We start from the raw sequence: 19875 nt of genomic DNA on the forward strand, positions 1-19875 counted from the left end.
GCCGCCGCCTCGCCTGGGAGGCCCCGCGGGCCCGCCGCGCCGTCCGGCGGGAGCGGCGGCCGCGCCGGGTCGGCCTTGTGGCGGCCGGGGACGCTCACCAGATCGGGGCGACCATGCGGGCGCGTCGCTTGACGGCGGCTCCGACTCGCGGCTAGGTTAGAACAAATGGCGAACAAACGAGCCCTGTCCTGGTCGGCGGCGATGCGGGACCTTGAGAACGACCGCGCGAGGAGAGCTGACGTGCGCGAAGAACGCCTGAGGACGACCCTGGGCCTGCGCGGCACCCCGGCCCTGCCCCTGAGCGCCTGGCGCGGGCAGTCGGGCCGCCGCTACGTCGTGGGCATCCACGCCCTGGACCCGGATCCGATCGAGGTCGGCGACGCGGTGGTGATCGCGGTGCGGCGCGACCGCGACGGGGTGGCCGAGCTCGTCGCCGTCGCGGCGGCGGGCGAGAGCCCGCGCGAGCGCCTGCAGCGCGGCTGGATGAACCAGGCTCGGGCCCGGGGCGCCACCGAGATGCACGTCCACCGCCTCGCCGAGGACGCGGCGGCGCGGCGCGCCGTGGTGGCGGATCTCGGCGGGGCGGCGGGCTGAGCGGCCGGTCGGGTCCGGCTCGCGGGCGGGCCGGCGCTCAGTAGATCGGGCCCGACGACCAGGTCGGGCTGGAGAGCGGCAGGGGGGCGGGCTCGTCCTCGGCCGCCGCGGCGATCCGCGGTGCGGTCCGCGGAGCGGCCGCCGCCGCGGCGGGGACTGTCCCGGCCGGGGCCGGCGAGCGGGCCACGCGGCTGGCCGGCGGCGCCTGGCGGCTGCTCATCGGCGTCAGGCCGTAGGGATCGTCCTCCTCGACGTCGACCGGGGCCGGGTCGGGGGCGGGCTGCCAGGCCGGCGGCTTGCGGCGGATCGGCGAGAGCGGCGAGCCCGGCGGCGGCAGCTGCGACTGGAACTTGATCAGCGGCTTGCAGATCCGGCGCAGGCCCCGCGGGTCGTGCCGGGCGAGGTCGAGGTGCAGGTGGTCGTAGTGGTAGATGTTCGAGCCCGGCGCCAGCACGGTCGTGAAGTGGTTGCAGGCCCCGAGGAAAACCTCCCGCAGGAAGCCCTGCTCGGCCTCGCTGCCGCGCCAGCCGCCCTTCACCGTCACCACGTTGCCGTCGGCGAGGCGGAAGGACATCACGTCGACGGCGTTGCCGAAGGCGTGCTCGGACACCTTGGCGCCGACCTGGTTGTTGCGGCCCCGGCAGGCGTAGGAGCCGGCGTTGATCTCGACCACCGCGGCGCCGAGGTAGAGCTGCGCGGCCGGCTGCACCGTGCCGGCGAGCCAGGCCTCGACTTCCGGGATGATCGGGCAGGCCAGCGTCATGCGCTGCTTGAGCGCCACGGTGCCGCCGGCGAGCCGCGTGACCCGGAACGGGTGCGTCATGCCGCAGACGCCCGGACCGTCGATCTCCTTGACCGGGGTCATGTCCTCGCCCGGCTGGACCAGCCGCTTGGCGAGACAGACCTCCTCGGCCTGCGCACGCCAGGGTTCGCGCTGCTCAAACCGGTTGAGCGCGCATCCGGACAGCCCCAGGCCGAAGAGCGTGAAGGCTGAGAACGCAACGAAGCCACGACGCATGATGCGGACAATGGGCGCGATCGCGTAAACGCCCCGTCAACCCTGGCTCCCCGCCCGTGCCCCGGGATGGGGCAGCGTGCGGCCCGGGATCCCGCGCCGGGCCTGTCCGCCCCGCCGCCCGGAGCAGCCTTTGCAGCCGCCGCGGCAGAGCCGCCGGGGGCCTCGTGTCACGCCCGGGCGAACCCGCGGCAGCGCCGCCGCGGCCCCGCTCTGTCGCACCACCACGCGCCGCAACCGGCATTCGCCTCGCGAAGGACGGCCGGCGAGCCGGCGCCCGCGGCCTTGGTCGGGGCTGCATCCGGCCCGGCAGTGCCTCGGCTCCGGGCAGGCCCCCGCCGGCGGGCCGCCCCGCCTAGTCCAGCCAGCCGCGCAGCTCGCGCTCGACGACGTTCCGGATCACCCGCATGCCGTCGGGCCCGTCGTTGAGGCAGGGCAGGTAGGCGAAGTGCTCGCCGCCGCCCGCCTCGAAGTAGTGGCGGTTCTCGCCGTTCAGCTCCTCGAGGGTCTCGAGGCAGTCGGCCGTGAAGCCCGGCGCCACGATGGCGAGGCGCTTGACGCCCGCCGCGGCGAGCTCCTTCACGGTCTCGTCCGTGTAGGGCTTCAGCCACTCCTCGTTGCCGAAGCGGGACTGGAAGGTGACCCGCATCCGCTCCGGCCCGTAGCCCAGGGCCTCGCGGATCAGCCGGCCGCTCTTCACGCACTGGCAGTGGTAGGGGTCGCCCTTGAGGAGGTAGGATTTCGGGACCCCGTGGAACGAGGTCAGGATCACCTCGGGCTCGAAATCGAGGGCCGCGAGGTCGCGCCGGATCGCGCTCGCCACCGCGTCGATGTAGACCGGGTCGTCGTGGTAGGGGGGCGACACCCGCACGCTCGGCTGCCAGCGCATCTTCATCAGCGCCCGGAAGGCCTGGTCGCAGGCGGTGGCCGAGGTCGCGGCGGCGTACTGGGGATAGAGCGGCACCAGGAGGATGCGGTCGCAGCCCTGGTCGAGGAGCGCGCGGATGCGGCCCTCCACGTCCGGCTTGCCGTAGCGCATCGCCCAGTCGACCACGACCTTGTCGCCCATCGCGGCCTGGAGCTTCTCCGCCTGGCCCCGCGTGATGGTCTTGAGCGGCCCCTCGTCGCGCTCGGTGTTCCAGACCGAGGCGTAGTCGCGGCCCTTCGGGCCGGGCCGCTTGGTCAGGATCACGAGGTTGAGGAGCGGCCACCAGATCGCCCGGGGCACCTCGATCACCCGGCGGTCCGACAGGAACTCCTTCAGGTAGCGGCGCATGGGCCAGTAGCTGGTGCCCTCGGGCGTGCCGAGGTTCATCAGGAGCACGCCGAGGCGCCCCCAGCGCACGGCCGGGTGGCCGGAGGGCAGGGCGCCCGCCGAGGCCAGCGGGGCGGCGGCGCGCTCCAACACGGCGGTCTGGGTCACCTCGTTCATGTCCGTCCAGAATGTCGTTGCGCCGCGGACCGATCGCGCTCGGGCGCGTTTCCGTGCCGTCTACATAGCGCACCGGCAGCCCGATCCAACGCGTCGAGAGGCAGCAGCCGGCGCGCGGTGGCGTTTCCGGCAGCGGCCGGTCAAGAATGCCGTCGAGACCGCGGGACAGCCCGCCCGGAGCCCGGACCCCCCATGACCTCTCCCAGCCGCCGCCAGACCCTCGGCCTCGGCCTCGGCGCCGGGCTGTCGGCGACCCTGCGGGCCCCCGCGCAGGCGGGCGGGCCCGACCCCGCCTTCACCCTCGTCCTCGTCAACGACATCTACCGCATGGGCGCCCTCGACGGCCGCGGCGGCTTCCCGAAGCTCGCGGCGGTCGTGAAGGCGGAGCGGGCCCGGGGCGGCCCGGTGCTGGTCTGCCACGCCGGCGACACCCTCTCGCCCTCGCTGATGTCGGGCATCGACCAGGGCCGGCACATCATCGAGCTCACGAACCTGATCCGGCCGGACGTGTTCGTGCCCGGCAACCACGAGTTCGATTTCGGCCAGGACGTGTACCTGCGGCGCATGCGCGAGGCGAACTTCCCGGCCTACGCGGCGAACCTGCGGCAGGCGGACGGCACCCGGGTCCCGGGCATGCAGGACTCGACCCTCCTCACCCTCGGCGGCGTTCGGGTCGGGGTGGTCGGCCTCGCGCTGCCCACCACCGGGACGAAGTCGCAATCGGGCGACTGGACGTTCGGGCCGGCCCTGGAGACGCTCCGCCGCGAGGCCGGGGCGCTGCGGGCGGCCGGCGCCGCCTTCGTGGTCGCGGTCTCGCACACCGACCGGGCCACCGACGAGGTGCTGGTGCTGAGCCGCCTCGCCGACGTGGTGCTGTCGGGCCACGACCACGACCTCGCGCTGCGCTACGACGGCCGCACGGCCTTCGTGGAATCGAGCCACGACGCCGACTTCGTCACCGCGATCGACATCCGGGTCGAGGGCTCGGGGAGCGGGCTGACCTGGAGCCCGAGCTTCCGCATCCACGACACCGCCGAGACCGAGCCCGACCCGGAGGTGCTGGCGGTGGTGCGGGGCCAGGAGGCGGGCCTCGCCCGGGAGCTCGACGTGCCCCTCGGGCGGACGCTCACGCCCCTCGACACCCGCACGGGCGCGGTGCGCCAGGGCGAGAGCGCCTTCGGCGACCTCGTGGCGGACGCCATGCGGCAGGCCACGGGGGCGGTCCTCGCCATCACCAACGGCGGCGGCATCCGGGGCAACCGGCTCTACCCGGCGGGCAGCGAGCTCACGCGCCGGGACGTGCTCTCGGAGCTGCCCTTCGGCAACACCACGGTGCTGGTCGCGGTCCGGGGCGCCGTGGTGGCGGCCGCCCTGGAGAACGGCTTCGCCGAGATCGACCGCCCGGCCGGCCGCTTCCCGCAGGTCTCGGGCATGCGGGTCACGGTCGATCCCGCGGCGCCCGCGGGCCGGCGCGTCGTCGCGGTGAGCGTGGCGGGCGACCCCCTCGACCCCGAGCGGACCTACCGGGTGGCGGCCAACAACTTCATGCTCGCCGGCGGCAACGATTACGGCGTGCTCGCCGAGGGCCGGACCCTCATTGGCGCGACCGACGGCACGCTCGTCGCGAACGTGGTGATGTCCTACATCCGCGCCCACGCCCCCCTCACCGTCGAGACGGGGCGCCTCGTCTTCCGTTGACGCCGCGCGAGGAGCGATGCCGGAACCCGATACCGTCGCGGGCGCGCTCGCCCGCTTCCGCGCCAGCGCCTCGCCCTGGCTCGCGCTCCCGTTCTTCACCGACGGCAGCGCCGAGCGCGTGGCGGACGCGGTCGATGCCCGCCGCGCCGCGGGCGCCCGCGTGCTGCCCGCGCCCGGGCAGGTCTTCGCGGCCCTCGCGCTGACCCCGCTGCCCGCCGTGCGGGCCGTGATCCTGGGCCAGGACCCCTACCCGACGCCGGGGGACGCGCACGGGCTCGCCTTCTCGTATGTCGGCGGGCGCCGGCTGCCGGCCTCCCTCAAGGTGATCCTGGCCGAGATGGCCGAGGAGACCGGCTCCGCGCCGCCCGTCTCCGGCGACCTCACGCCCTGGGCCCGGCAGGGCGTGCTCCTGCTGAACGCCGCCCTCACGGTCGAGGCCGGCAAGGCCGGCGCGCACCTGAAGCTCGGCTGGTCGGCCCTCACCGACCAGGCGGTGGCGGCGGTCTCGGCCGGGCGGCCGGCGGTGGCCTTCCTGCTCTGGGGGGCTCCCGCCCGCCAGCGCGCCGCCCTCGTCGACCCGGGACGCCACCTCGTGCTGGAGGCCGGCCACCCCTCGCCCCTCAACCGCCGGGCGGACTTTCGCGGCAGCCGGCCGTTCGGCCGGGCGAATGCCTGGCTGCGGGAGAAGGGGCTGGAGCCGGTCGACTGGCGGCTCGCCTGATGCCCCGCTCGGGGCGGGCCGGCCCGCTCCCCGGCCTCCGGCGCCGGGGCTGGCGCGCGGGGCTCCCGATCCGAGGCCGGCCCTCGGCCGAGCGCCGCGGGCCGGCCTCCGCGACCCGGCCGCACAGGAGGCACGCAGCATGATGACGTTCGACGGGCCCGAGGCCCTGAAGGCCGCCCTCGGGCAGGAGATCGGCGTCGGCGACTGGATCACGATCGACCAGGCGACGATCGACCGCTTCGCGGACGCGACGGGCGACCACCAGTGGATCCACGTCGACGCCGCGCGGGCGGCGCGAGACTCGCCGTACGGCGCCACGGTCGCGCACGGCTACCTGACCCTGTCGCTGGTGCCGCGCTTCATCGCCGGGGTGCGCCAGGTCGACGGCCTGCGCCTGAGCCTGAACTACGGCCTCGACCGGGTGCGCTTCCCGGCCCCCGTCCTGGTCGGCTCGCGCCTGCGCGGGCGCGTGCGCCTGGCGGCGGCCCTCGACGTGCCGCCCCGGGGCCTGCGCGTCACCTACGGGGTGACCGTGGAGGTCGAGGGCAAGGACCGCCCGGCCTGCCTCGCCGACGCGGTGGTGCTGCACCACTGGTGAGGGGGGCGGCCGCCTCGCGTTTTCGCCCCCGGTGTGGCGCGCCCGCCCTTGCGCGGGCGGGGGCATCCGGAGTCCAACGGTCACGCTTGACCGATCAACGGACCACTCTGCCCATGCGTTTCCGCACCCTCCTCGCCGCCGGGCTGCTCGCGCTCGGTGCCACGGCGGCGCTCGCCGGCGCCTCCTCGTCGCAGCTCGAGGCCTACCAGCCCGATCCGACCCTGCGCACGGCGCCGAGACCCGACCTCGAGTCCCGCGTGCGCCGCGCCTGCACCATCGTCCAGGCGCGGATGCAGAACACCGCCGAGTCGAGCCTCGACCGCCCCTGCGGCTGCTACGCCCGGGCGACGCTGCGCGCGCTCGATCCGGCCGAGCTCGACGCCTACCGCACCACCGGCTACTTCAACGACTCGGCGCGGGCGAAGGCCCTCACGGCGATCGACGGCTGCAAGCTCCAGCGCCCGGTCTGACCGCCAGGGCCGCGGCGCGCCGGGAGGCCGCCCGCGGGCCCGCTCAGGGCGCGAGGGCCGGGGCCACCAGCGCCCCCTCGGCGAGGCCGGCGCCCGGCCCGAACACCACCCGGTCGCCGTCGAGGACGGCGCGGCCGCTCGCCACCAGGGCCACGGCCGCCGGGTAGAGCCGGTGCTCCTGCACCAGCACGCGGGCGCTCAGGGTCTGCACGTCGTCCTGCGGCAGCACCGGCACTGCCGCCTGGGCCACGATGGGGCCGGCGTCGAGCTCGGGCACCACGAAGTGCACCGTGCAGCCGTGGAGGCGCACGCCCGCCGCGAGGGCCTGCGCGTGGGTGCGCGTGCCCCGGAACAGGGGCAGCAGCGAGGGGTGAATGTTGAGCATGCGCCCGGCCCAGGCCTCGACGAAGCCCGGCGTCAGGACCCGCATGAAGCCGGCCAGCACCACGAGGTCGATCCCGTGCCGGCGCAGCGCCGCGTCGAGGGCCCGGTCGAAGGCCGCCCGGTCCGGGTAGGCCTCGTGGTCGAGGGCCTCCGTGGCGAGGCCCGCCGCCCGGGCGTGGGCGAGGCCCGCCGCCTCCGGCCTGTTGGCGGCCACGAGGGCGATTTGCGCCGGAAAGCCGGGCGCCTGCGCGGCGGCGAGGAGCGACGCCATGTTCGAGCCGCGCCCGGAGATCAGGACCGCGATCCGGGGCCGTGCCGGCAGGGGCGCGGGCATCAGAGGGCGAGGGCGCCGGTGAAGGCGACCGGCACGTCGCCCGCAGGCACGATGCGGCCGAGCCGCACCGGGGCCTCGCCGGCGGCCCGGAGCGCCCCCTCGACCGCCTCGGCGCGGTCGGCGGCGGCCACCACCACCATGCCGATGCCGCAGTTGAAGGTGCGCAGCATCTCCGGCACCGCGACCCCGCCCGCGCGGGCGAGCCAGCCGAAGACCGGCGGCACCGGCATCGCCGACAGGTCTATCGCGATGCCGACGCCCTCCGGCAGCACGCGGGGCAGGTTGTCGGGGAAGCCCCCGCCGGTGATGTGGGCGAGCGCCTTGATGGCCCCCGGGCCGGTGGCCTTCAGGGCGGACAGGAGGGGGCGGACGTAGATCCGCGTCGGCTCGAGCAGCGCCTCCCCGAGGCTGCGGCCGGGCGCGAACGGGGCGGGCGCGTCGTAGCCGAGGCCGGAGGCCGCAACGATCCGGCGCACCAGCGAGAACCCGTTCGAGTGCACCCCCGAGGACGGCAGGCCGAGCACGACGTCGCCCGGCGCGATGCCCGGGACGGGCAGCAGCGCGCCGCGCTCGGCCGCCCCGACCGCGAAGCCGGCGAGGTCGTAGTCGGCGCCGTCGTAGAGGCCCGGCATCTCGGCGGTCTCGCCGCCGATCAGTGCGCAGCCCGCCTGCCGGCAGCCCGCCGCGATGCCCCGGACGATGTCCGCGCCCACCCCCGGGACGAGCTTCGCGGTGGCGAAGTAGTCGAGGAAGAACAGCGGCTCGGCGCCCTGCACGACGATGTCGTTGACGCACATCGCCACGAGGTCGATGCCGATCGTGTCGTGGCGCCCGGTCTCGATCGCGATCTTGACCTTGGTGCCGACGCCGTCGTTGGCCGCGACCAGGATCGGGTCCGCGAACCCGGCGGCCTTCAGGTCGAACAGGCCGCCGAAGCCGCCGATCTCCGCGTCCGCGCCCGGCCGGCGGGTCGCCCGCACCAGGGGCTTGATCGCCTCGACCATGGCGTTGCCGGCGTCGATGTCGACGCCCGCCCCCGCATAGGTCATTCCGCTCTGGCGCTCGCCCGTCATCCCGTCGATCCTTGCCGCCGATCCCTGCCGCCGATCCCCGACGCACCGCGGCGCCGCCGGCGCCCGCTCTCCCTCTAGCCGCTCTCGCCCGCGACCGCGAGTCGGGGCGCGGGCCCCGCGGGGCCCCCCGGCCCGTCGACGCCCCGCGAACCCGCGCCACATGAACCCGCGCCACATGAGCCTGCACCGCCTGATCCCGCCCCAGCTGACCCTGCCCACCCTGATCACCCTCGCCCGCTTCGCCCTGGTCCCGCTCGTGGTCGCGGCCATCGCCCGGGGGGCCTGGGGGCTCGCCTTCGCGGGCTTCGCGCTCGCGGGGCTCTCGGACGCCCTCGACGGCTGGATCGCCCGGCGCTTCGCGATGACGAGCCGGCTCGGCGCGCTGCTGGACCCGCTCGCCGACAAGGCGCTCGTCGTCGCGGTCGTGGCGGCCCTGGCCCTGGAGGGGACGCTGCCGCTCTGGTTCGCCGGCCTGCTCGCGCTGCGCGACGGGCTCGTGCTGGCGGTGATCGCGCTCGCCCGGGCGCGGGGGCGCCGCCTCGTCGTCCGGCCGCTCGCGATCGGCAAGGTCAACACCGCGGCCCAGATCGCCTTCCTGGCGATCCTGCTCGGGGCCCGGGCGCTCGGCGCCGGGACCGGGACCTTCGCGGCCCTGGCGGCGCCGGCGCTCGCCGGGCTCGCGGTCGCCTCGGCCGCGCTCCAGGCCGTCCGCGCGGCCCGGGAGCCGGGTGCCGAGGCGCCTTGACCCTGGGAAGCCATGATCCCTATCTGCGACCCGACGCGCCGCCGCGCCAGGGGCCGCGCCGGGAGCCGCGCGAGAGGTGGAGACGAGATGCCGATCCAGCGCCGCGCCGCGATCGTCCTGGCCGTCCTCGCGGTCGTGGTCGTGCTGCTCTACCAGCTCCGCGACGTGCTGGTGCCGTTCGTGGCGGGGGCGGCCCTGGCCTACGTGCTCGACCCCGTGGCCGACCGGCTGGAGCGGCTCGGCATCGGGCGCCTCGCCGCCACCTTCGTCATCCTGGCGGTCTTCCTGCTGCTCCTCGTCGTCGCCCTGATCGTGGTGGTGCCCCTGGCGGCCAACCAGGTCGCCGCCCTGGTGGCCTCGATGCCCGCGATGATCACCCGCATCCAGGCGATCATCGCCGACCATGCCGGGCCGCTCCTCGAGCGGGCGGGCGGCTCGGGGGCGCTCCAGGAGCTGCAATCCTCCGTCGGCAACCTGATGGGGCAGGGGGCGACCTGGCTCCTCGGCTTCCTGCGCTCGCTCTGGTCCGGCAGCCAGGCCATCGTCGGCATCGTGTCGCTGCTCGTGGTGACGCCCGTGGTGGCGTTCTACCTGCTGGTGGACTGGGACCGCATGATCGCCACCCTCGACCGCTGGGTGCCCCCGCGCCACCGCGACACCGCCCGGCTGCTCGCCCGGGACATCGACGGCGCCATCACGAGCTTCATCCGCGGCCAGAGCCTCGTCTGCCTGATCCTCGGCACCTTCTACGCCGCCGGCCTTTGGCTCGTCGGGCTCAACTTCGGGGTGCTGATCGGCCTGATGGCCGGCTTCCTGACCTTCATCCCGTACGTCGGCTCGCTCACGGGCTTCCTCCTCTCCACCGGCGTCGCGCTGGTGCAGTTCTGGCCCGACTGGGTCTCGATCGTGATGACGCTGGCGATCTTCCTGGTCGGGCAGTTCATCGAGGGCAACGTGCTCCAGCCCAAGCTCGTGGGCGACGCCGTGCGGCTGCACCCGGTCTGGCTGATGTTCGCGCTCCTCGCCTTCGGGTCGCTGTTCGGCTTCCTCGGCCTGCTCCTGGCGGTGCCGATCGCCGCGGCCCTCGGGGTCGTCGCCCGCTACGGGGTGCGGCGCTACCTCCAGAGCCGGCTCTATCACGACGGCACGCCGATCCTCGCCGCCGACGGCCTGCCGCCGGTGGCGGAGCTGACCCCGCCGGCCCTCTCGAAGCCGTGAGGCGGAGGGATCCCCGGCATTCCGCCGTCGCCGCCCCGGCCATCCCCGAACGAGCGCTGAGACGACCCTGCCCATGACCGACCCGCCGCGCCAGCTCGCCCTCGACCTGCCCCTCGCGCCCCGCTTCGGGCGCGAGGACTTCCTCGTCGGCCCGACCAACGAGGCGGCCTACGCCCGCATCGAGGTCTGGCCCGACTGGCCCGACCGCGTGCTCGTCCTCACGGGGCCGGCCGGGAGCGGCAAGAGCCACCTCGCGGCGATCTGGGCGGCCCGCGCCGGGGCCAGGACCTGCCCGGCCGCCGCGGTGACCCGGGCCGGCGTGCCCGAGCTCGCCGGGGCCGGGGCGCTCGTGATCGAGGACGCGGACCGGCCGGAGGACCGCGACGAGGCGGCCCTGTTCCACCTCCTCAACCTCGCCCGCGAGCGGGGATCGGGCGTGGTGGTGACGGGGGCGGGCCCGGTGGAGGCCTGGGGCCTCGCCACGCCCGACCTGCGCTCGCGCCTGCGCCTCGCCCCCGGCGTCGCCATCGCGCCGCCCGACGAGGCGCTGCTGCGGGCGGTCCTGGTCAAGCTCTTCGTCGACCGCCAGATCGTGGTCGACACCAGCGTGGTCGACGCCCTCGCGCTGCGCATCGACCGCTCGCTCGGCCGGGCCCGCGACGTCGTGGCGGCCCTCGACCGGGAGGGCCTGAGCCGCGGCCGGCGCATCACCCGCCCGCTGGCGCTCGCCACCCTGGCGGCGCTCGGCGGCGGCGAGGCCGCCTGCGACGACGGCACGGAGGACGCGTGAGGCGCCGCCGGGGCACCTTCACGCAATTGTCAGACTGACCTGTCACGCGGGAGCCCGGGGGCGTACCCTCGCGGCCCGTCGATCGAGGAGGACCTGCCTGTGTCGGAACCCGCAACCGCAGCGAGGGCGATCGCGATCCTGGACGAGACCGAGGCGGCGCCGGAGGCCACGGCCGAGGGCGCCGCGCGCCCCGGCGCGGCGCGCGACGCCCCGGCGGCGGCGGCCCCCGACAAGCCGCTCCCCGACAAGGCGCTCCCCGACAAGCCGCTCCCCGACAAGGCGCCCCGCCAGGCGGCGAGCGAGGCGGTCGCGGCCGGCCGCGCCCTGCGCCGGGAGCCCGGCCGTTTCGTCAACCGGGAATTGTCCTGGCTCCAGTTCAACCGGCGCGTGCTGGAGGAGGCCTCGAATACCGGCCATCCCCTGCTCGAGCAGCTCCGCTTCCTGTCGATCTCGGCCAACAACCTCGACGAGTTCTTCATGGTGCGGGTCGCGGGCCTGCACGACCAGGTCCGGGCCGGCCTCACGGTGCCGTCCGCCGACGGGCTCACTCCGGCCGACCAGCTCGCCCGGATCGGCACCGAGGTGTCGGGCCTCGCCCGCGACCAGCAGCGCCGCTGGCGCGAGCTGCGGGCCGACCTCCACCAGAACGGCATCGACCTCGTGGAGGGACTCGACCTCAGCGCCGAGGAGGCGGCCTGGCTCGAGGACTACTTCCTCCAGCACATCTTCCCGGTGCTGACGCCCCTCGCCATCGACCCGGCCCACCCGTTCCCGTTCATCCCCAACCTCGGCTCGACCCTCGCCCTGATGCTGGTGCGGCCCAGGGACGCGCGCCTGCTGCGGGCGCTGATCCGCCTGCCCTCGGTCATCGACCGCTTCGTGCGCCTGCCGGACCTCGGCGGCACCGGCACCGCCCGCTACATCGCCATCGAGCAGGTGATCGTGCTGTTCACGAGCCGCCTGTTCCCGGGCTACCTCGTCAAGGGACAGGGCGGCTTCCGGGTCGTGCGCGATTCCGACCTCGAGATCGAGGAGGAGGCCGAGGACCTCGTGCGGCACTTCGAGACGGCGCTGAAGCAGCGCCGCCGCGGCGTCGTGATCCGCCTCGAGGTCGATGCCGGCATGCCGGAGGACCTGCGCGCCTTCGTGGCCGACGAGCTCGAGATCCCCCTCGACGCGGTCTTCCTCGTCGAGGGGATGCTGGCGCTGAACGAGCTCTCCCAGATCGTCGGCATCGACCGGCCGGACCTGAAGTTCAAGCCCTACAACCCGCGCTTCCCCGATCGCATCCGCGAGAGCGGGGGCGACTGCTTCGCGGCCATCCGGCAGAAGGACTTCATCGTCCACCACCCCTACGAGTCCTTCGACGCGGTGGTGCAGTTCCTGAGCCAGGCCGCCCGCGATCCGAACGTGGTGGCGATCAAGCAGACGCTCTACCGCACCTCCAACAACTCGCCGATCGTGGCGGCCCTCGCGGAGGCCGCGGAGGCCGGCAAGTCGGTGACGGCGCTCGTCGAGCTCAAGGCCCGCTTCGACGAGGAGGCCAACATCCGCTGGGCCCGCAACCTCGAGAAGGCCGGCGCCCAGGTGGTGTTCGGCTTCATCGAGCTGAAGACCCACGCCAAGCTCTCGATGGTGGTGCGCCGCGAGGGCGAGCGCCTCGTCAGCTACTGCCACGTCGGCACCGGCAACTACCACCCGATCACGGCCCGGATCTACACCGACCTGTCGTTCTTCACGGCCGACCCGGTGATCGGGCGCGACGTCTCGCGCCTCTTCAACTTCATCACCGGCTACGCCGAGCCGGCGGAGCTGGAGCGCATGGCGGTCTCGCCCCTCACCATGAAGGCGCGCCTGCTCCAGCACATCGAGGAGGAGGTGGCCCACGCCCGGGCCGGCCGGCCGGCGGCGATCTGGATCAAGTGCAACTCCCTCGTCGACGACCAGATCATCGACGCGCTCTACGACGCCAGCGAGGCGGGCGTGCCCGTCGACTGCATCGTGCGGGGCATCTGCTGCCTGCGCCCGGGGGTGCCGGGCCTGTCGGAGACGATCCGGGTCAAGTCGATCGTCGGGCGCTTCCTGGAGCACGGCCGCGTCTACGCCTTCGGCAACGGCGTCGGGCTGCCGCACCCCAAGGCCCGGGTCTACATCTCCTCCGCCGACCTGATGAGCCGCAACCTCGACCGCCGCGTCGAGGCCATGCTGCCGATCCTCAACCCGACCGTGCACCAGCAGGTGCTCGACCAGATCATGCTGGCGAATCTCCTCGACAACCAGCAGAGCTGGCGTGTACTGGCGTCCGGCGCGAGCGAGCGGATCCAGCCCGGCGAGGGCGAGGAACCCTTCAACGCGCACAAGTATTTCATGACCAACCCGAGCCTCTCGGGGCGCGGCAAGGCATCGAAGAAATCGAGTCCGCGCGCGCTCAGCCGGCGCGCCCAGCGCGCCTGACGCGGGGCTTCCCGGGGAGCGCCCGGGGACCCGGCCGCGTCGCACCGGACCCTCGCGAGGACCCTGGATGGGCCTGGATCACACTGCCTCCCCCGACGCGGCCGCCTTCGCGCGGATCGCGCCCGGCGCGCCCGTGGCCATCATCGACATCGGCTCGAACTCCGTGCGCCTCGTGGCCTATTCCGGCCTGAGCCGGGCGCCGACGCCCCTCTACAACGAGAAGGTGCTGTGCGGCCTCGGCCGCCACGTCATCTCGACGGGGCGGCTGCACGAGGACGGGGTGCGCCGGGCCCTTCAGGCCCTGGCGCGCTTCCGCGCCCTGTGCCGCACCATGCGGGTCGGGCGCGTCCACGTCCTCGCCACGGCCGCGGCGCGCGACGCCGAGAACGGCCCGGCCTTCCTGGAGGCGGCCGCTGAGGCCTGCGGCGAGCCGATCGAGCTCCTCTCCGGCCGGCGGGAGGCGGAGCTGTCGGCCTACGGCGTGATCTCCGGCTTCCACGCGCCGGACGGCGTGGTGGGCGACCTCGGCGGCGGCAGCCTCGAACTGGTGGACGTGCGCGGCACGGCGGTGGGCCGGGGCGTGACCATGCCGCTCGGCGGCCTCGCCCTCCAGGACCTCAGCGGCGGCTCGCTCAAGAAGGCCCGCAAGATCGCCGCCGAGACGCTCCGGAAGGCGGCGCCCCAGCTCGAGACCCTGCGCGGGCGCACCTTCTACGCCGTGGGCGGCACCTGGCGGGCCCTGGCGCGGCTGCACCAGGCGGCGCGGGACTACCGGCTCCACGTCATGCACGGCTACACCATCGACCCGGCCGACGAGCTCTCCTTCCTGCAGGTGGTCGAGCAGTCCGACGCCGCGACCCTGGCGGCGGTGGAGAGCGTCTCGGAGGCCCGCCGCCCCCTCCTCGCCTACGGGGCGGTGGTGCTCGAGGAGGTGATCCGCTCGGGCCGCCCGCGCGAGATCGCCGTCTCGGCGACCGGGGTCCGCGAGGGCCTGCTGTTCGAGCAGCTCGACCCCGCGACCCGCTCCCTCGACCCGCTGCTCTCGGCCGCCGACGAGCTGAACCGCCTGCGCGCCCGCTGCCCCGCCCACGGCCCCGAGCTTCAGGCCTGGACCGACGCCTTCATGGCGAGCCTCGACACGCCCGAGACCGCCGACGAGCGCCGCCTGCGGCACGCCGCCTGCCTGCTGGCCGACGTCGGCTGGCGCACCCACCCCGATTACCGCGGCGAGCAGAGCCTCAACCTGATCGCCCACGCCTCCTTCGTCGGCATCGACCACCCGGGCCGGGCCTACCTGGCGGTGGCGGTGTTCTTCCGCCACGAGGGCGTGTCGCCCGAGAAGGCGAGCCCGCTCCTGCGCACCCTCGCGGGCCCGCGCCTGTTCGAGCAGGCCCGCCTGCTCGGCGCCCTCCTGCGGGTCGCCTTCCCGGTCTCGGTGGCGATGGAGGGCGTGCTCCCCCGCACGCCGCTGGTGCGCGAGGGCGGCGTGCTCGTGCTGCGCCTGCCCGAGGACCTGCGCGCGCTCGCGAGCGACCGCCTGTCGAACCGCCTGCGCGGCCTGGCGCGCCTGATCGGCGTCGAGGCGCGCATCGCGGTGGGGTAGGCGCCCCGCGCCGGAGGCGCCACGCGGGGGACGCCCGGCCGCGACCGGATCGTGGCCAGCGCCGGCCCGGGGCCGGCCTCCCGGGGAGGATCGCTATTCCACCCGCCCGAGGATCACCGGCCGCGCCGCCACCGCCTCGTCGCCCAGGAGGTAGGCCGCCTGCACGGCCGCGACGGCCCGCTCGGCCTGCGCCTCGCTGCGGGCGTGCACCAGGCCGAGCGGTGCGTCCGGGCCGACCCGGGCGCCGAGTGCCGCGAGGTCCGTGAGGCCGACCGCGTGGTCGACGGCGTCCTGCGGCCGGGTGCGGCCGCCGCCGAGGCCGATCACCGCGAGGCCGAGCGCCCGGGTGGCGATCCCCGTCACCCGGCCGGGCCGCGGGGCCGGGACCGGGCGGATCACCGGCGCCCGCGCCAGGTGGGCGTCCGGGCGCTCGACGAGGTCCGCGGGCCCGCCGAGCGCGGCCGCCATGCGGCCGAACCGCTCCGCGCCGCGCCCCGACGCGAGGGCGGCCTCGATGCGGGCCGCGGCCGCCCCGGCGTCGGGGCAGAGGCCGCCCAGCACCAGCATCTCGGCGGCGAGCGCGACCGTGACGGCGTGGAAGCGCGGGTCGCGGCGCCGGCCCGTGAGGTAGTCGACCGCGTAGGCGACCTCGAGGGCGTTGCCGGCCACGGGGGCGAGCGGCTGGTCCATGTCGGTCAGGAGGGCGCGGGTGGGCAGGCCGGCGCCGTTCGCGACCGTCACCAGGCTCTCGGCGAGCGCCCCCGCCTCGTCGTCCCCGGCCATGAAGGCGCCCGAGCCGGCCTTCACGTCCATCACGAGGCCGCCGAGCCCGGCCGCCAGCTTCTTCGAGAGGATCGAGGCCGTGATGAGGTCGAGGGATTCCACCGTGCCGGTGACGTCCCGGATGGCGTAGAGCCGGCGGTCGGCCGGCGCGAGGTCCGGGGTCTGGCCGATGATGGCGCACCCGACCGCGCGCGTGACCGACCGGAACGCCGCGCTGTCGGGGGAGGTCGCGTAGCCCGGGATGCTGTCGAGCTTGTCGAGGGTGCCGCCGGTATGGCCGAGGCCGCGCCCCGCGATCATCGGCACGTAGCCGCCGCAGGCCGCCACCAGGGGGGCGAGCGCGAGGCTCACGGCGTCGCCGACGCCGCCCGTGGAGTGCTTGTCGAGGACCGGCCCCGGCAGGTCCCATTCCAGCACCGTGCCGGAGCGGGTCATGGCCTGGGTCAGGGCCACGCGCTCGGGCAGCGAGAGGCCGCGGAAGAACACCGCCATGGCGAAGGCGGCGGCCTGCCCCTCGGTGACGTGGCCGGCCGTGAGGCCGTGGATGAAGGCCGCGATCGCCTCCGGGTGCAGGGCGGCGCCGTCGCGCTTGGCCCGGATCAGTTCCTGCGGCAGCAGGGTCATGCCGGCTCTCCCGTCAGCGCCGCCGCGAGGACGCCGTGCAGCCCGCTGGCGCCGAGCCGCAGGGTGCGGGGCGCGGCCCAGCCCGGTCCCATGATCGTGTCCGCGAGGTCGAGATAGGCGGCCGCGTCCGCGACGCGCCTCAGGCCGCCCGAGGGCTTGAGGCCGACGACGCGCCCGCCGGCGCCGTCGCGGATCGCCCGCAGCATGATCGCGGCGGCCTCCGGCGTCGCCGAGACCGGGCCCTTGCCGGTCGACGTCTTGAGGAAGTCCGCCCCGCAGGCGAGGCCGAGCCGGCTCGCCGCCTCGATCGCCGCCGGGGTGGCGAGGGCGCCGGTCTCCAGGATCAGCTTGAGCAGGCGTCCGCGGTCGACGCCGTCGCGCACCGCCTCCACCATGGCCCGCGCCGCCTCGGGCTCACCCCGCAGGAGGGCGCGGTAGGGCAGCACGAGGTCGATCTCGTGGGCCCCGTCCGAGAGCGCCTCCGTGGTGTCCTCCACGGCGCGCTCGACGTCCTCGGCCCCGGCCGGGAAGTTGATGACCGTGGCGATGCGCACGGGCGTGCCCTGGAGGGTGCGGGCCGCCTGCCGGACGAATTGCGGCCAGACGCAGACGGCGGCCACCGGCACGGGGTCGAGCGCCCGGCGGCACAGCGCCTCGACGGCGCCGTCCGAGCAGGTGTCGGAGAGGTCGGTGAGGTCGAGGAGGGGCAGGGCGCGGGCCGCGACGGCCCGGGCCTCGTCGGGGCCGGGCTCCGCGCCCGGGCTCGGGCTCGCCGGCATCACGGCGCCTCCGGCCGGCTCAGGAGGGCGTCGAGGAGGCGGCCGACCGCCCGCTCGGCGTCGCGCGCCACCCGCTTCGTCTCGGCGTGGTCGGGCGCGCCGGCCTCGAAGCCGGCGGCGTAGTTCGTCACCAGGGACAGGGCCGCGACGCGCAGGCCGAAGAACCGCGCCAGGATCACCTCCGGCGCCGTCGACATCCCGACGAGGTCGGCCCCGAGCCGGGCCGCCATGCGGATCTCCGCCGGGGTCTCGAAACTCGGGCCCGCGAACCAGGCGTAGACCCCCTCGTGCAGCGCGATGCCGGCCGCGGCCGCGGCGGCGCGCAGGCCCGCCCGCAGGGCCGGGTCGTAGGCCCCGGTCATCGGCACGAAGCGGGCGTCGGAGGGCTCGCCGTGGAGCGGGTTCATGCCCGAGAGGTTGAGGTGGTCGCTGATCAGCGCGAGGCTGCCGGGGCCGGCCCGCCGCATCAGCGAGCCGGCGGCGTTGGTGAGGAGCAGCGGCGGGCTCCCGAGGGCCCCGACGACCCCGACCGGCACCCGCATGGCGGCGGCGTCGCCCCGCTCGTAGGGGTGGGCCCGGCCCTGGAACACCAGGACGGGCCGGCCCGCGAGGGTCCCGGCCGCGAGGCGCCCCGCGTGCCCCGAGACGCCGGAGCCCGGGAAGTGCGGGATCTCGCCGTAGGGCAGGGTGCGGGGCGCGGCGAGCCGCTCCGCCAGGGCGCCGAGGCCGGTGCCGGTGACGAGGGCGAGCGCGAAGGGCCCGCCGAAGCCCCGCTCGCGCAGGAAGGCGGCGGCGGCGGCGACCCGCGGATCATCGGACCGGGAATCCGGGCTCACGGCGCCGCCCCCAGGTTGTCGGGCCCGAAGGAATCGGGCAGGAGCGCCGCCAGGGTGAAGCTGCGGCGCAGGCCCCCCGGGCCGGCGACGTGGACGGGCGCGTCGGGCGCGGCGAACTCGCGGATGCGCTGGCGGCAGGCGCCGCAGGGCGTGACGAGCGCCTCGCCGTCGCCGACGACGAGGATCGCCGCGATGCGGCGCCCGCCGCCCGCGACCATCGCCGCGATCGCGCCGGCCTCCGCGCAGGTGCCGACCGGGTAGGCGGCGTTCTCGACGTTGCAGCCGGCATGGACCGCGCCGGCCTCGTCGAGCAGCGCCGCGCCGACCCGGAACCGGGAGTAGGGAGCGTGCGCCCGCGCCTGGGCCGAGCGGGCCGCCGCGAACAGGGTCTCGATCGGGCTCATCCTCGCTCCAGCGCGCCGCAAGGCCGGGACGGCGACGATCATGGCGACGGGCGGGGGTGGGTGTCGAGCCCCCTCGCGCGTCATCGAGGCCGGGACCGGCGGCAGCCCGGGCCGAACGGAGCCCGGCGGCCGGTGCCGGCGGCTCTCCCGTCGACAAGGCCGCAGCGCGGGCCTAAACCCGTCCGGTCGGGAACGCGGGACCGGGGACGGTGATGCTGGGACGGTTCGAGCGCGGAGGGTCGGGCGAGGCCGTCGTCGAGTACGGCGACAGCAACCTGCGGGTCGTGCGGCCGGGCCGGTACGTGCGCTGCGCCGTGACCGGCGCCGAGATCCCCCTGGACGAGCTGCGCTACTGGAGCGTCGAGCGCCAGGAGGCCTACGTCGATCCTGACGCGGTGCTGCGCCGGCTGCGCCAGGGCCCGGGCGACGAGTGCTAAGGGGCGCGCCGGCGGCCGGCCTCGCCCTTCCGCGGGCGGGCACCGCGGCGGCTCACGCGATCCCGCACAGGGCGGCGAGGCGGCCCCGCAGCGCCGCGGCCTCGGCGACCGCCAGCGTCACGGGCAGGACCGCCACCGGCATGTCGGCCGGCAGCCGCACCCGGTCCTTCTCGGTGGTCACGAGGGCGAGGCCGCCGCGCGCGGCCGCCTGCACCAGGGTCGCGACCTCGGCGGCCGCGTAGGCGTGGTGATCGGGAAACCGGCGGGTGTCGCGCACCTCCGCGCCGAGGGCCCGCAGCGTCGCGAAGAACTTGTCGGGCCGGCCGATTCCCGCGAACGCGAGGACCGGGCGCCCGGCGAGGGAGGCGGCCGCGGCGGGATCCGGCCGCAGGCGGCCCCGCAGCACCGGCAGGCCGCGCTCCCTGGCCGCGTCCGCGACGGCGTCCCCGGGGGCTCCCTCCCCGATGACGAGGACCGCGTCGACGTGCGCCCACTGCGCCGCGAGGGGCGCCCGCAGGGGGCCCGCCGGGAAGGCGAGGCCGTTCCCGGCCCCGACCGCGCCGTCGAACACCGCCAGGCGCCAGTCCTTCCTCAGGCCCGGGTTCTGCAACCCGTCGTCCATGACGATCACGTCGGCGCCCTCGGCGACGCAGAGGGCGGCGCCGGCGACGCGGTCGCGGGCGACGACGGCGGGGGCGGCCCGGGCGAGCAGGAGCGGCTCGTCGCCGACCGAGGCCGCGTCGTGCCGGCCGGGCGCGACCCGCACCGGCCCCGCGAGCCGGCCGCCGTAGCCGCGGCTGAGGAAGGCCGGCCGGCGGCCGAGGTCGCGCAGCAGGGCGGCGAGGGCGAGCGCCGTCGGGGTCTTGCCGGCGCCCCCGAGGGA

The 19875-nt window shown here is 75.8% G+C and carries 20 protein-coding genes; 11 read left to right on the forward strand and 9 right to left on the reverse strand.

The window, feature by feature from the left end:
- Positions 1-240 precede the first annotated feature (240 nt).
- The gene (locus tag DT057_RS00005; protein WP_238313068.1) at positions 241-594 is read left to right on the forward strand and encodes a hypothetical protein; all 354 of its coding nucleotides are present in this window, start codon (positions 241-243) and stop codon (positions 592-594) included.
- Between the two features lie 37 nt (positions 595-631).
- Here DT057_RS00005 and DT057_RS00010 read toward each other — a convergent pair whose 3' ends face one another.
- Both DT057_RS00010 and hemH read right to left on the reverse strand, forming a co-directional pair.
- On the reverse strand, positions 632-1612 hold the full coding sequence (locus tag DT057_RS00010) for an extensin-like domain-containing protein (RefSeq protein ID WP_128560078.1): 981 nt from the start codon (positions 1610-1612) through the stop codon (positions 632-634).
- A 352-nt stretch (positions 1613-1964) separates the two neighbouring features.
- Positions 1965-3041, reverse strand: coding sequence for a ferrochelatase (hemH, locus tag DT057_RS00015; RefSeq protein ID WP_128560079.1), 1077 nt, complete (start codon positions 3039-3041; stop codon positions 1965-1967).
- Positions 3042-3233: 192 nt separating this feature from the next.
- Here hemH and DT057_RS00020 point away from each other — a divergent pair, with 192 nt between their 5' ends.
- From DT057_RS00020 to DT057_RS00035, 4 genes are all read left to right on the forward strand, one after another.
- Complete coding sequence (locus tag DT057_RS00020) at positions 3234-4739, forward strand: bifunctional metallophosphatase/5'-nucleotidase (protein WP_128560080.1); 1506 nt, start codon at positions 3234-3236, stop codon at positions 4737-4739.
- A gap of 16 nt (positions 4740-4755) precedes the next feature.
- Complete coding sequence (locus DT057_RS00025) at positions 4756-5460, forward strand: uracil-DNA glycosylase (RefSeq protein WP_128560081.1); 705 nt, start codon at positions 4756-4758, stop codon at positions 5458-5460.
- A 139-nt stretch (positions 5461-5599) separates the two neighbouring features.
- Entirely contained in the window at positions 5600-6058 is a 459-nt protein-coding gene (locus DT057_RS00030) for a MaoC family dehydratase (RefSeq protein ID WP_128560082.1), read from the forward strand.
- A gap of 113 nt (positions 6059-6171) precedes the next feature.
- Positions 6172-6528 (forward strand): hypothetical protein, encoded by a 357-nt coding sequence (locus tag DT057_RS00035; protein ID WP_128560083.1) that lies wholly within the window; start codon positions 6172-6174, stop codon positions 6526-6528.
- A gap of 43 nt (positions 6529-6571) precedes the next feature.
- Here the strand turns inward: DT057_RS00035 and purN are convergent, their stop codons facing one another.
- Together purN and purM are read right to left on the reverse strand one after the other, a co-directional pair.
- Positions 6572-7246, reverse strand: coding sequence for a phosphoribosylglycinamide formyltransferase (purN, locus tag DT057_RS00040; RefSeq protein WP_128560084.1), 675 nt, complete (start codon positions 7244-7246; stop codon positions 6572-6574).
- Positions 7246-8319: a phosphoribosylformylglycinamidine cyclo-ligase gene (gene purM, locus DT057_RS00045; RefSeq protein ID WP_128560085.1), complete on the reverse strand. Its 1074-nt coding sequence runs from the start codon at positions 8317-8319 to the stop codon at positions 7246-7248. Before purM ends, purN begins: the two co-directional genes overlap by 1 nt.
- A gap of 160 nt (positions 8320-8479) precedes the next feature.
- On the opposite strand from purM, the gene DT057_RS00050 reads away from it, so the two are divergent.
- From DT057_RS00050 to ppx, 5 genes are all read left to right on the forward strand, one after another.
- Positions 8480-9064 (forward strand): CDP-alcohol phosphatidyltransferase family protein, encoded by a 585-nt coding sequence (locus tag DT057_RS00050; protein ID WP_238313067.1) that lies wholly within the window; start codon positions 8480-8482, stop codon positions 9062-9064.
- A gap of 93 nt (positions 9065-9157) precedes the next feature.
- A complete protein-coding gene (locus DT057_RS00055) occupies positions 9158-10282 on the forward strand; it encodes an AI-2E family transporter (RefSeq protein ID WP_203236143.1) in 1125 nt (374 codons plus the stop codon).
- A gap of 73 nt (positions 10283-10355) precedes the next feature.
- Positions 10356-11072 carry a P-loop NTPase family protein gene (locus tag DT057_RS00060; RefSeq protein ID WP_128560087.1) on the forward strand — a complete coding sequence of 239 codons (717 nt, stop codon included), beginning with the start codon at positions 10356-10358 and terminating at the stop codon, positions 11070-11072.
- 99 nt (positions 11073-11171) lie between these two features.
- A complete protein-coding gene (locus DT057_RS00065) occupies positions 11172-13526 on the forward strand; it encodes an RNA degradosome polyphosphate kinase (RefSeq protein WP_238313065.1) in 2355 nt (784 codons plus the stop codon).
- Between the two features lie 67 nt (positions 13527-13593).
- Positions 13594-15129, forward strand: coding sequence for an exopolyphosphatase (ppx, locus tag DT057_RS00070; protein WP_203236141.1), 1536 nt, complete (start codon positions 13594-13596; stop codon positions 15127-15129).
- A 93-nt stretch (positions 15130-15222) separates the two neighbouring features.
- Here the strand turns inward: ppx and deoA are convergent, their stop codons facing one another.
- The 4 genes from deoA to DT057_RS00090 are packed head-to-tail and all read right to left on the reverse strand — an operon-like array spanning position 15223 to position 18555.
- Positions 15223-16536 carry a thymidine phosphorylase gene (gene deoA / locus DT057_RS00075; protein ID WP_128560088.1) on the reverse strand — a complete coding sequence of 438 codons (1314 nt, stop codon included), beginning with the start codon at positions 16534-16536 and terminating at the stop codon, positions 15223-15225.
- On the reverse strand, positions 16533-17315 hold the full coding sequence (gene deoC / locus DT057_RS00080; protein WP_128560089.1) for a deoxyribose-phosphate aldolase: 783 nt from the start codon (positions 17313-17315) through the stop codon (positions 16533-16535). Before deoC ends, deoA begins: the two co-directional genes overlap by 4 nt.
- Positions 17315-18151: a purine-nucleoside phosphorylase gene (locus tag DT057_RS00085; RefSeq protein ID WP_128560090.1), complete on the reverse strand. Its 837-nt coding sequence runs from the start codon at positions 18149-18151 to the stop codon at positions 17315-17317. The genes deoC and DT057_RS00085 overlap by 1 nt, the downstream gene beginning before the upstream one ends.
- Positions 18148-18555 carry a cytidine deaminase gene (locus tag DT057_RS00090; protein ID WP_128560091.1) on the reverse strand — a complete coding sequence of 136 codons (408 nt, stop codon included), beginning with the start codon at positions 18553-18555 and terminating at the stop codon, positions 18148-18150. Before DT057_RS00090 ends, DT057_RS00085 begins: the two co-directional genes overlap by 4 nt.
- Before the next feature lie 212 nt (positions 18556-18767).
- Here DT057_RS00090 and DT057_RS00095 point away from each other — a divergent pair, with 212 nt between their 5' ends.
- A complete protein-coding gene (locus tag DT057_RS00095) occupies positions 18768-18992 on the forward strand; it encodes a DUF2093 domain-containing protein (protein ID WP_128560092.1) in 225 nt (74 codons plus the stop codon).
- A gap of 52 nt (positions 18993-19044) precedes the next feature.
- Here DT057_RS00095 and lpxK read toward each other — a convergent pair.
- On the reverse strand, positions 19045-19875 hold an 831-nt coding region (gene lpxK / locus DT057_RS00100), incomplete at its 5' end, for a tetraacyldisaccharide 4'-kinase (protein ID WP_244937323.1).

It is taken from the genome of Methylobacterium crusticola, assembly GCF_003574465.1.
GTDB lineage: Bacteria > Pseudomonadota > Alphaproteobacteria > Rhizobiales > Beijerinckiaceae > Methylobacterium > Methylobacterium crusticola.

Coding starts and splice junctions, on each gene's coding strand:
- DT057_RS00010 (WP_128560078.1), bottom strand. CDS start 1,612: ATGCGTCGTGGCTTCGTTGCGTTCTCAGCCTTCACGCTCTTCGGCCTG.
- hemH (WP_128560079.1), bottom strand. CDS start 3,041: ATGAACGAGGTGACCCAGACCGCCGTGTTGGAGCGCGCCGCCGCCCCG.
- DT057_RS00020 (WP_128560080.1), top strand. CDS start 3,234: ATGACCTCTCCCAGCCGCCGCCAGACCCTCGGCCTCGGCCTCGGCGCC.
- DT057_RS00025 (WP_128560081.1), top strand. CDS start 4,756: ATGCCGGAACCCGATACCGTCGCGGGCGCGCTCGCCCGCTTCCGCGCC.
- DT057_RS00030 (WP_128560082.1), top strand. CDS start 5,600: ATGATGACGTTCGACGGGCCCGAGGCCCTGAAGGCCGCCCTCGGGCAG.
- DT057_RS00035 (WP_128560083.1), top strand. CDS start 6,172: ATGCGTTTCCGCACCCTCCTCGCCGCCGGGCTGCTCGCGCTCGGTGCC.
- purN (WP_128560084.1), bottom strand. CDS start 7,246: ATGCCCGCGCCCCTGCCGGCACGGCCCCGGATCGCGGTCCTGATCTCC.
- purM (WP_128560085.1), bottom strand. CDS start 8,319: ATGACGGGCGAGCGCCAGAGCGGAATGACCTATGCGGGGGCGGGCGTC.
- DT057_RS00050 (WP_238313067.1), top strand. CDS start 8,480: ATGAACCCGCGCCACATGAGCCTGCACCGCCTGATCCCGCCCCAGCTG.
- DT057_RS00060 (WP_128560087.1), top strand. CDS start 10,356: ATGACCGACCCGCCGCGCCAGCTCGCCCTCGACCTGCCCCTCGCGCCC.
- ppx (WP_203236141.1), top strand. CDS start 13,594: ATGGGCCTGGATCACACTGCCTCCCCCGACGCGGCCGCCTTCGCGCGG.
- deoA (WP_128560088.1), bottom strand. CDS start 16,536: ATGACCCTGCTGCCGCAGGAACTGATCCGGGCCAAGCGCGACGGCGCC.
- deoC (WP_128560089.1), bottom strand. CDS start 17,315: ATGCCGGCGAGCCCGAGCCCGGGCGCGGAGCCCGGCCCCGACGAGGCC.
- DT057_RS00090 (WP_128560091.1), bottom strand. CDS start 18,555: ATGAGCCCGATCGAGACCCTGTTCGCGGCGGCCCGCTCGGCCCAGGCG.
- DT057_RS00095 (WP_128560092.1), top strand. CDS start 18,768: ATGCTGGGACGGTTCGAGCGCGGAGGGTCGGGCGAGGCCGTCGTCGAG.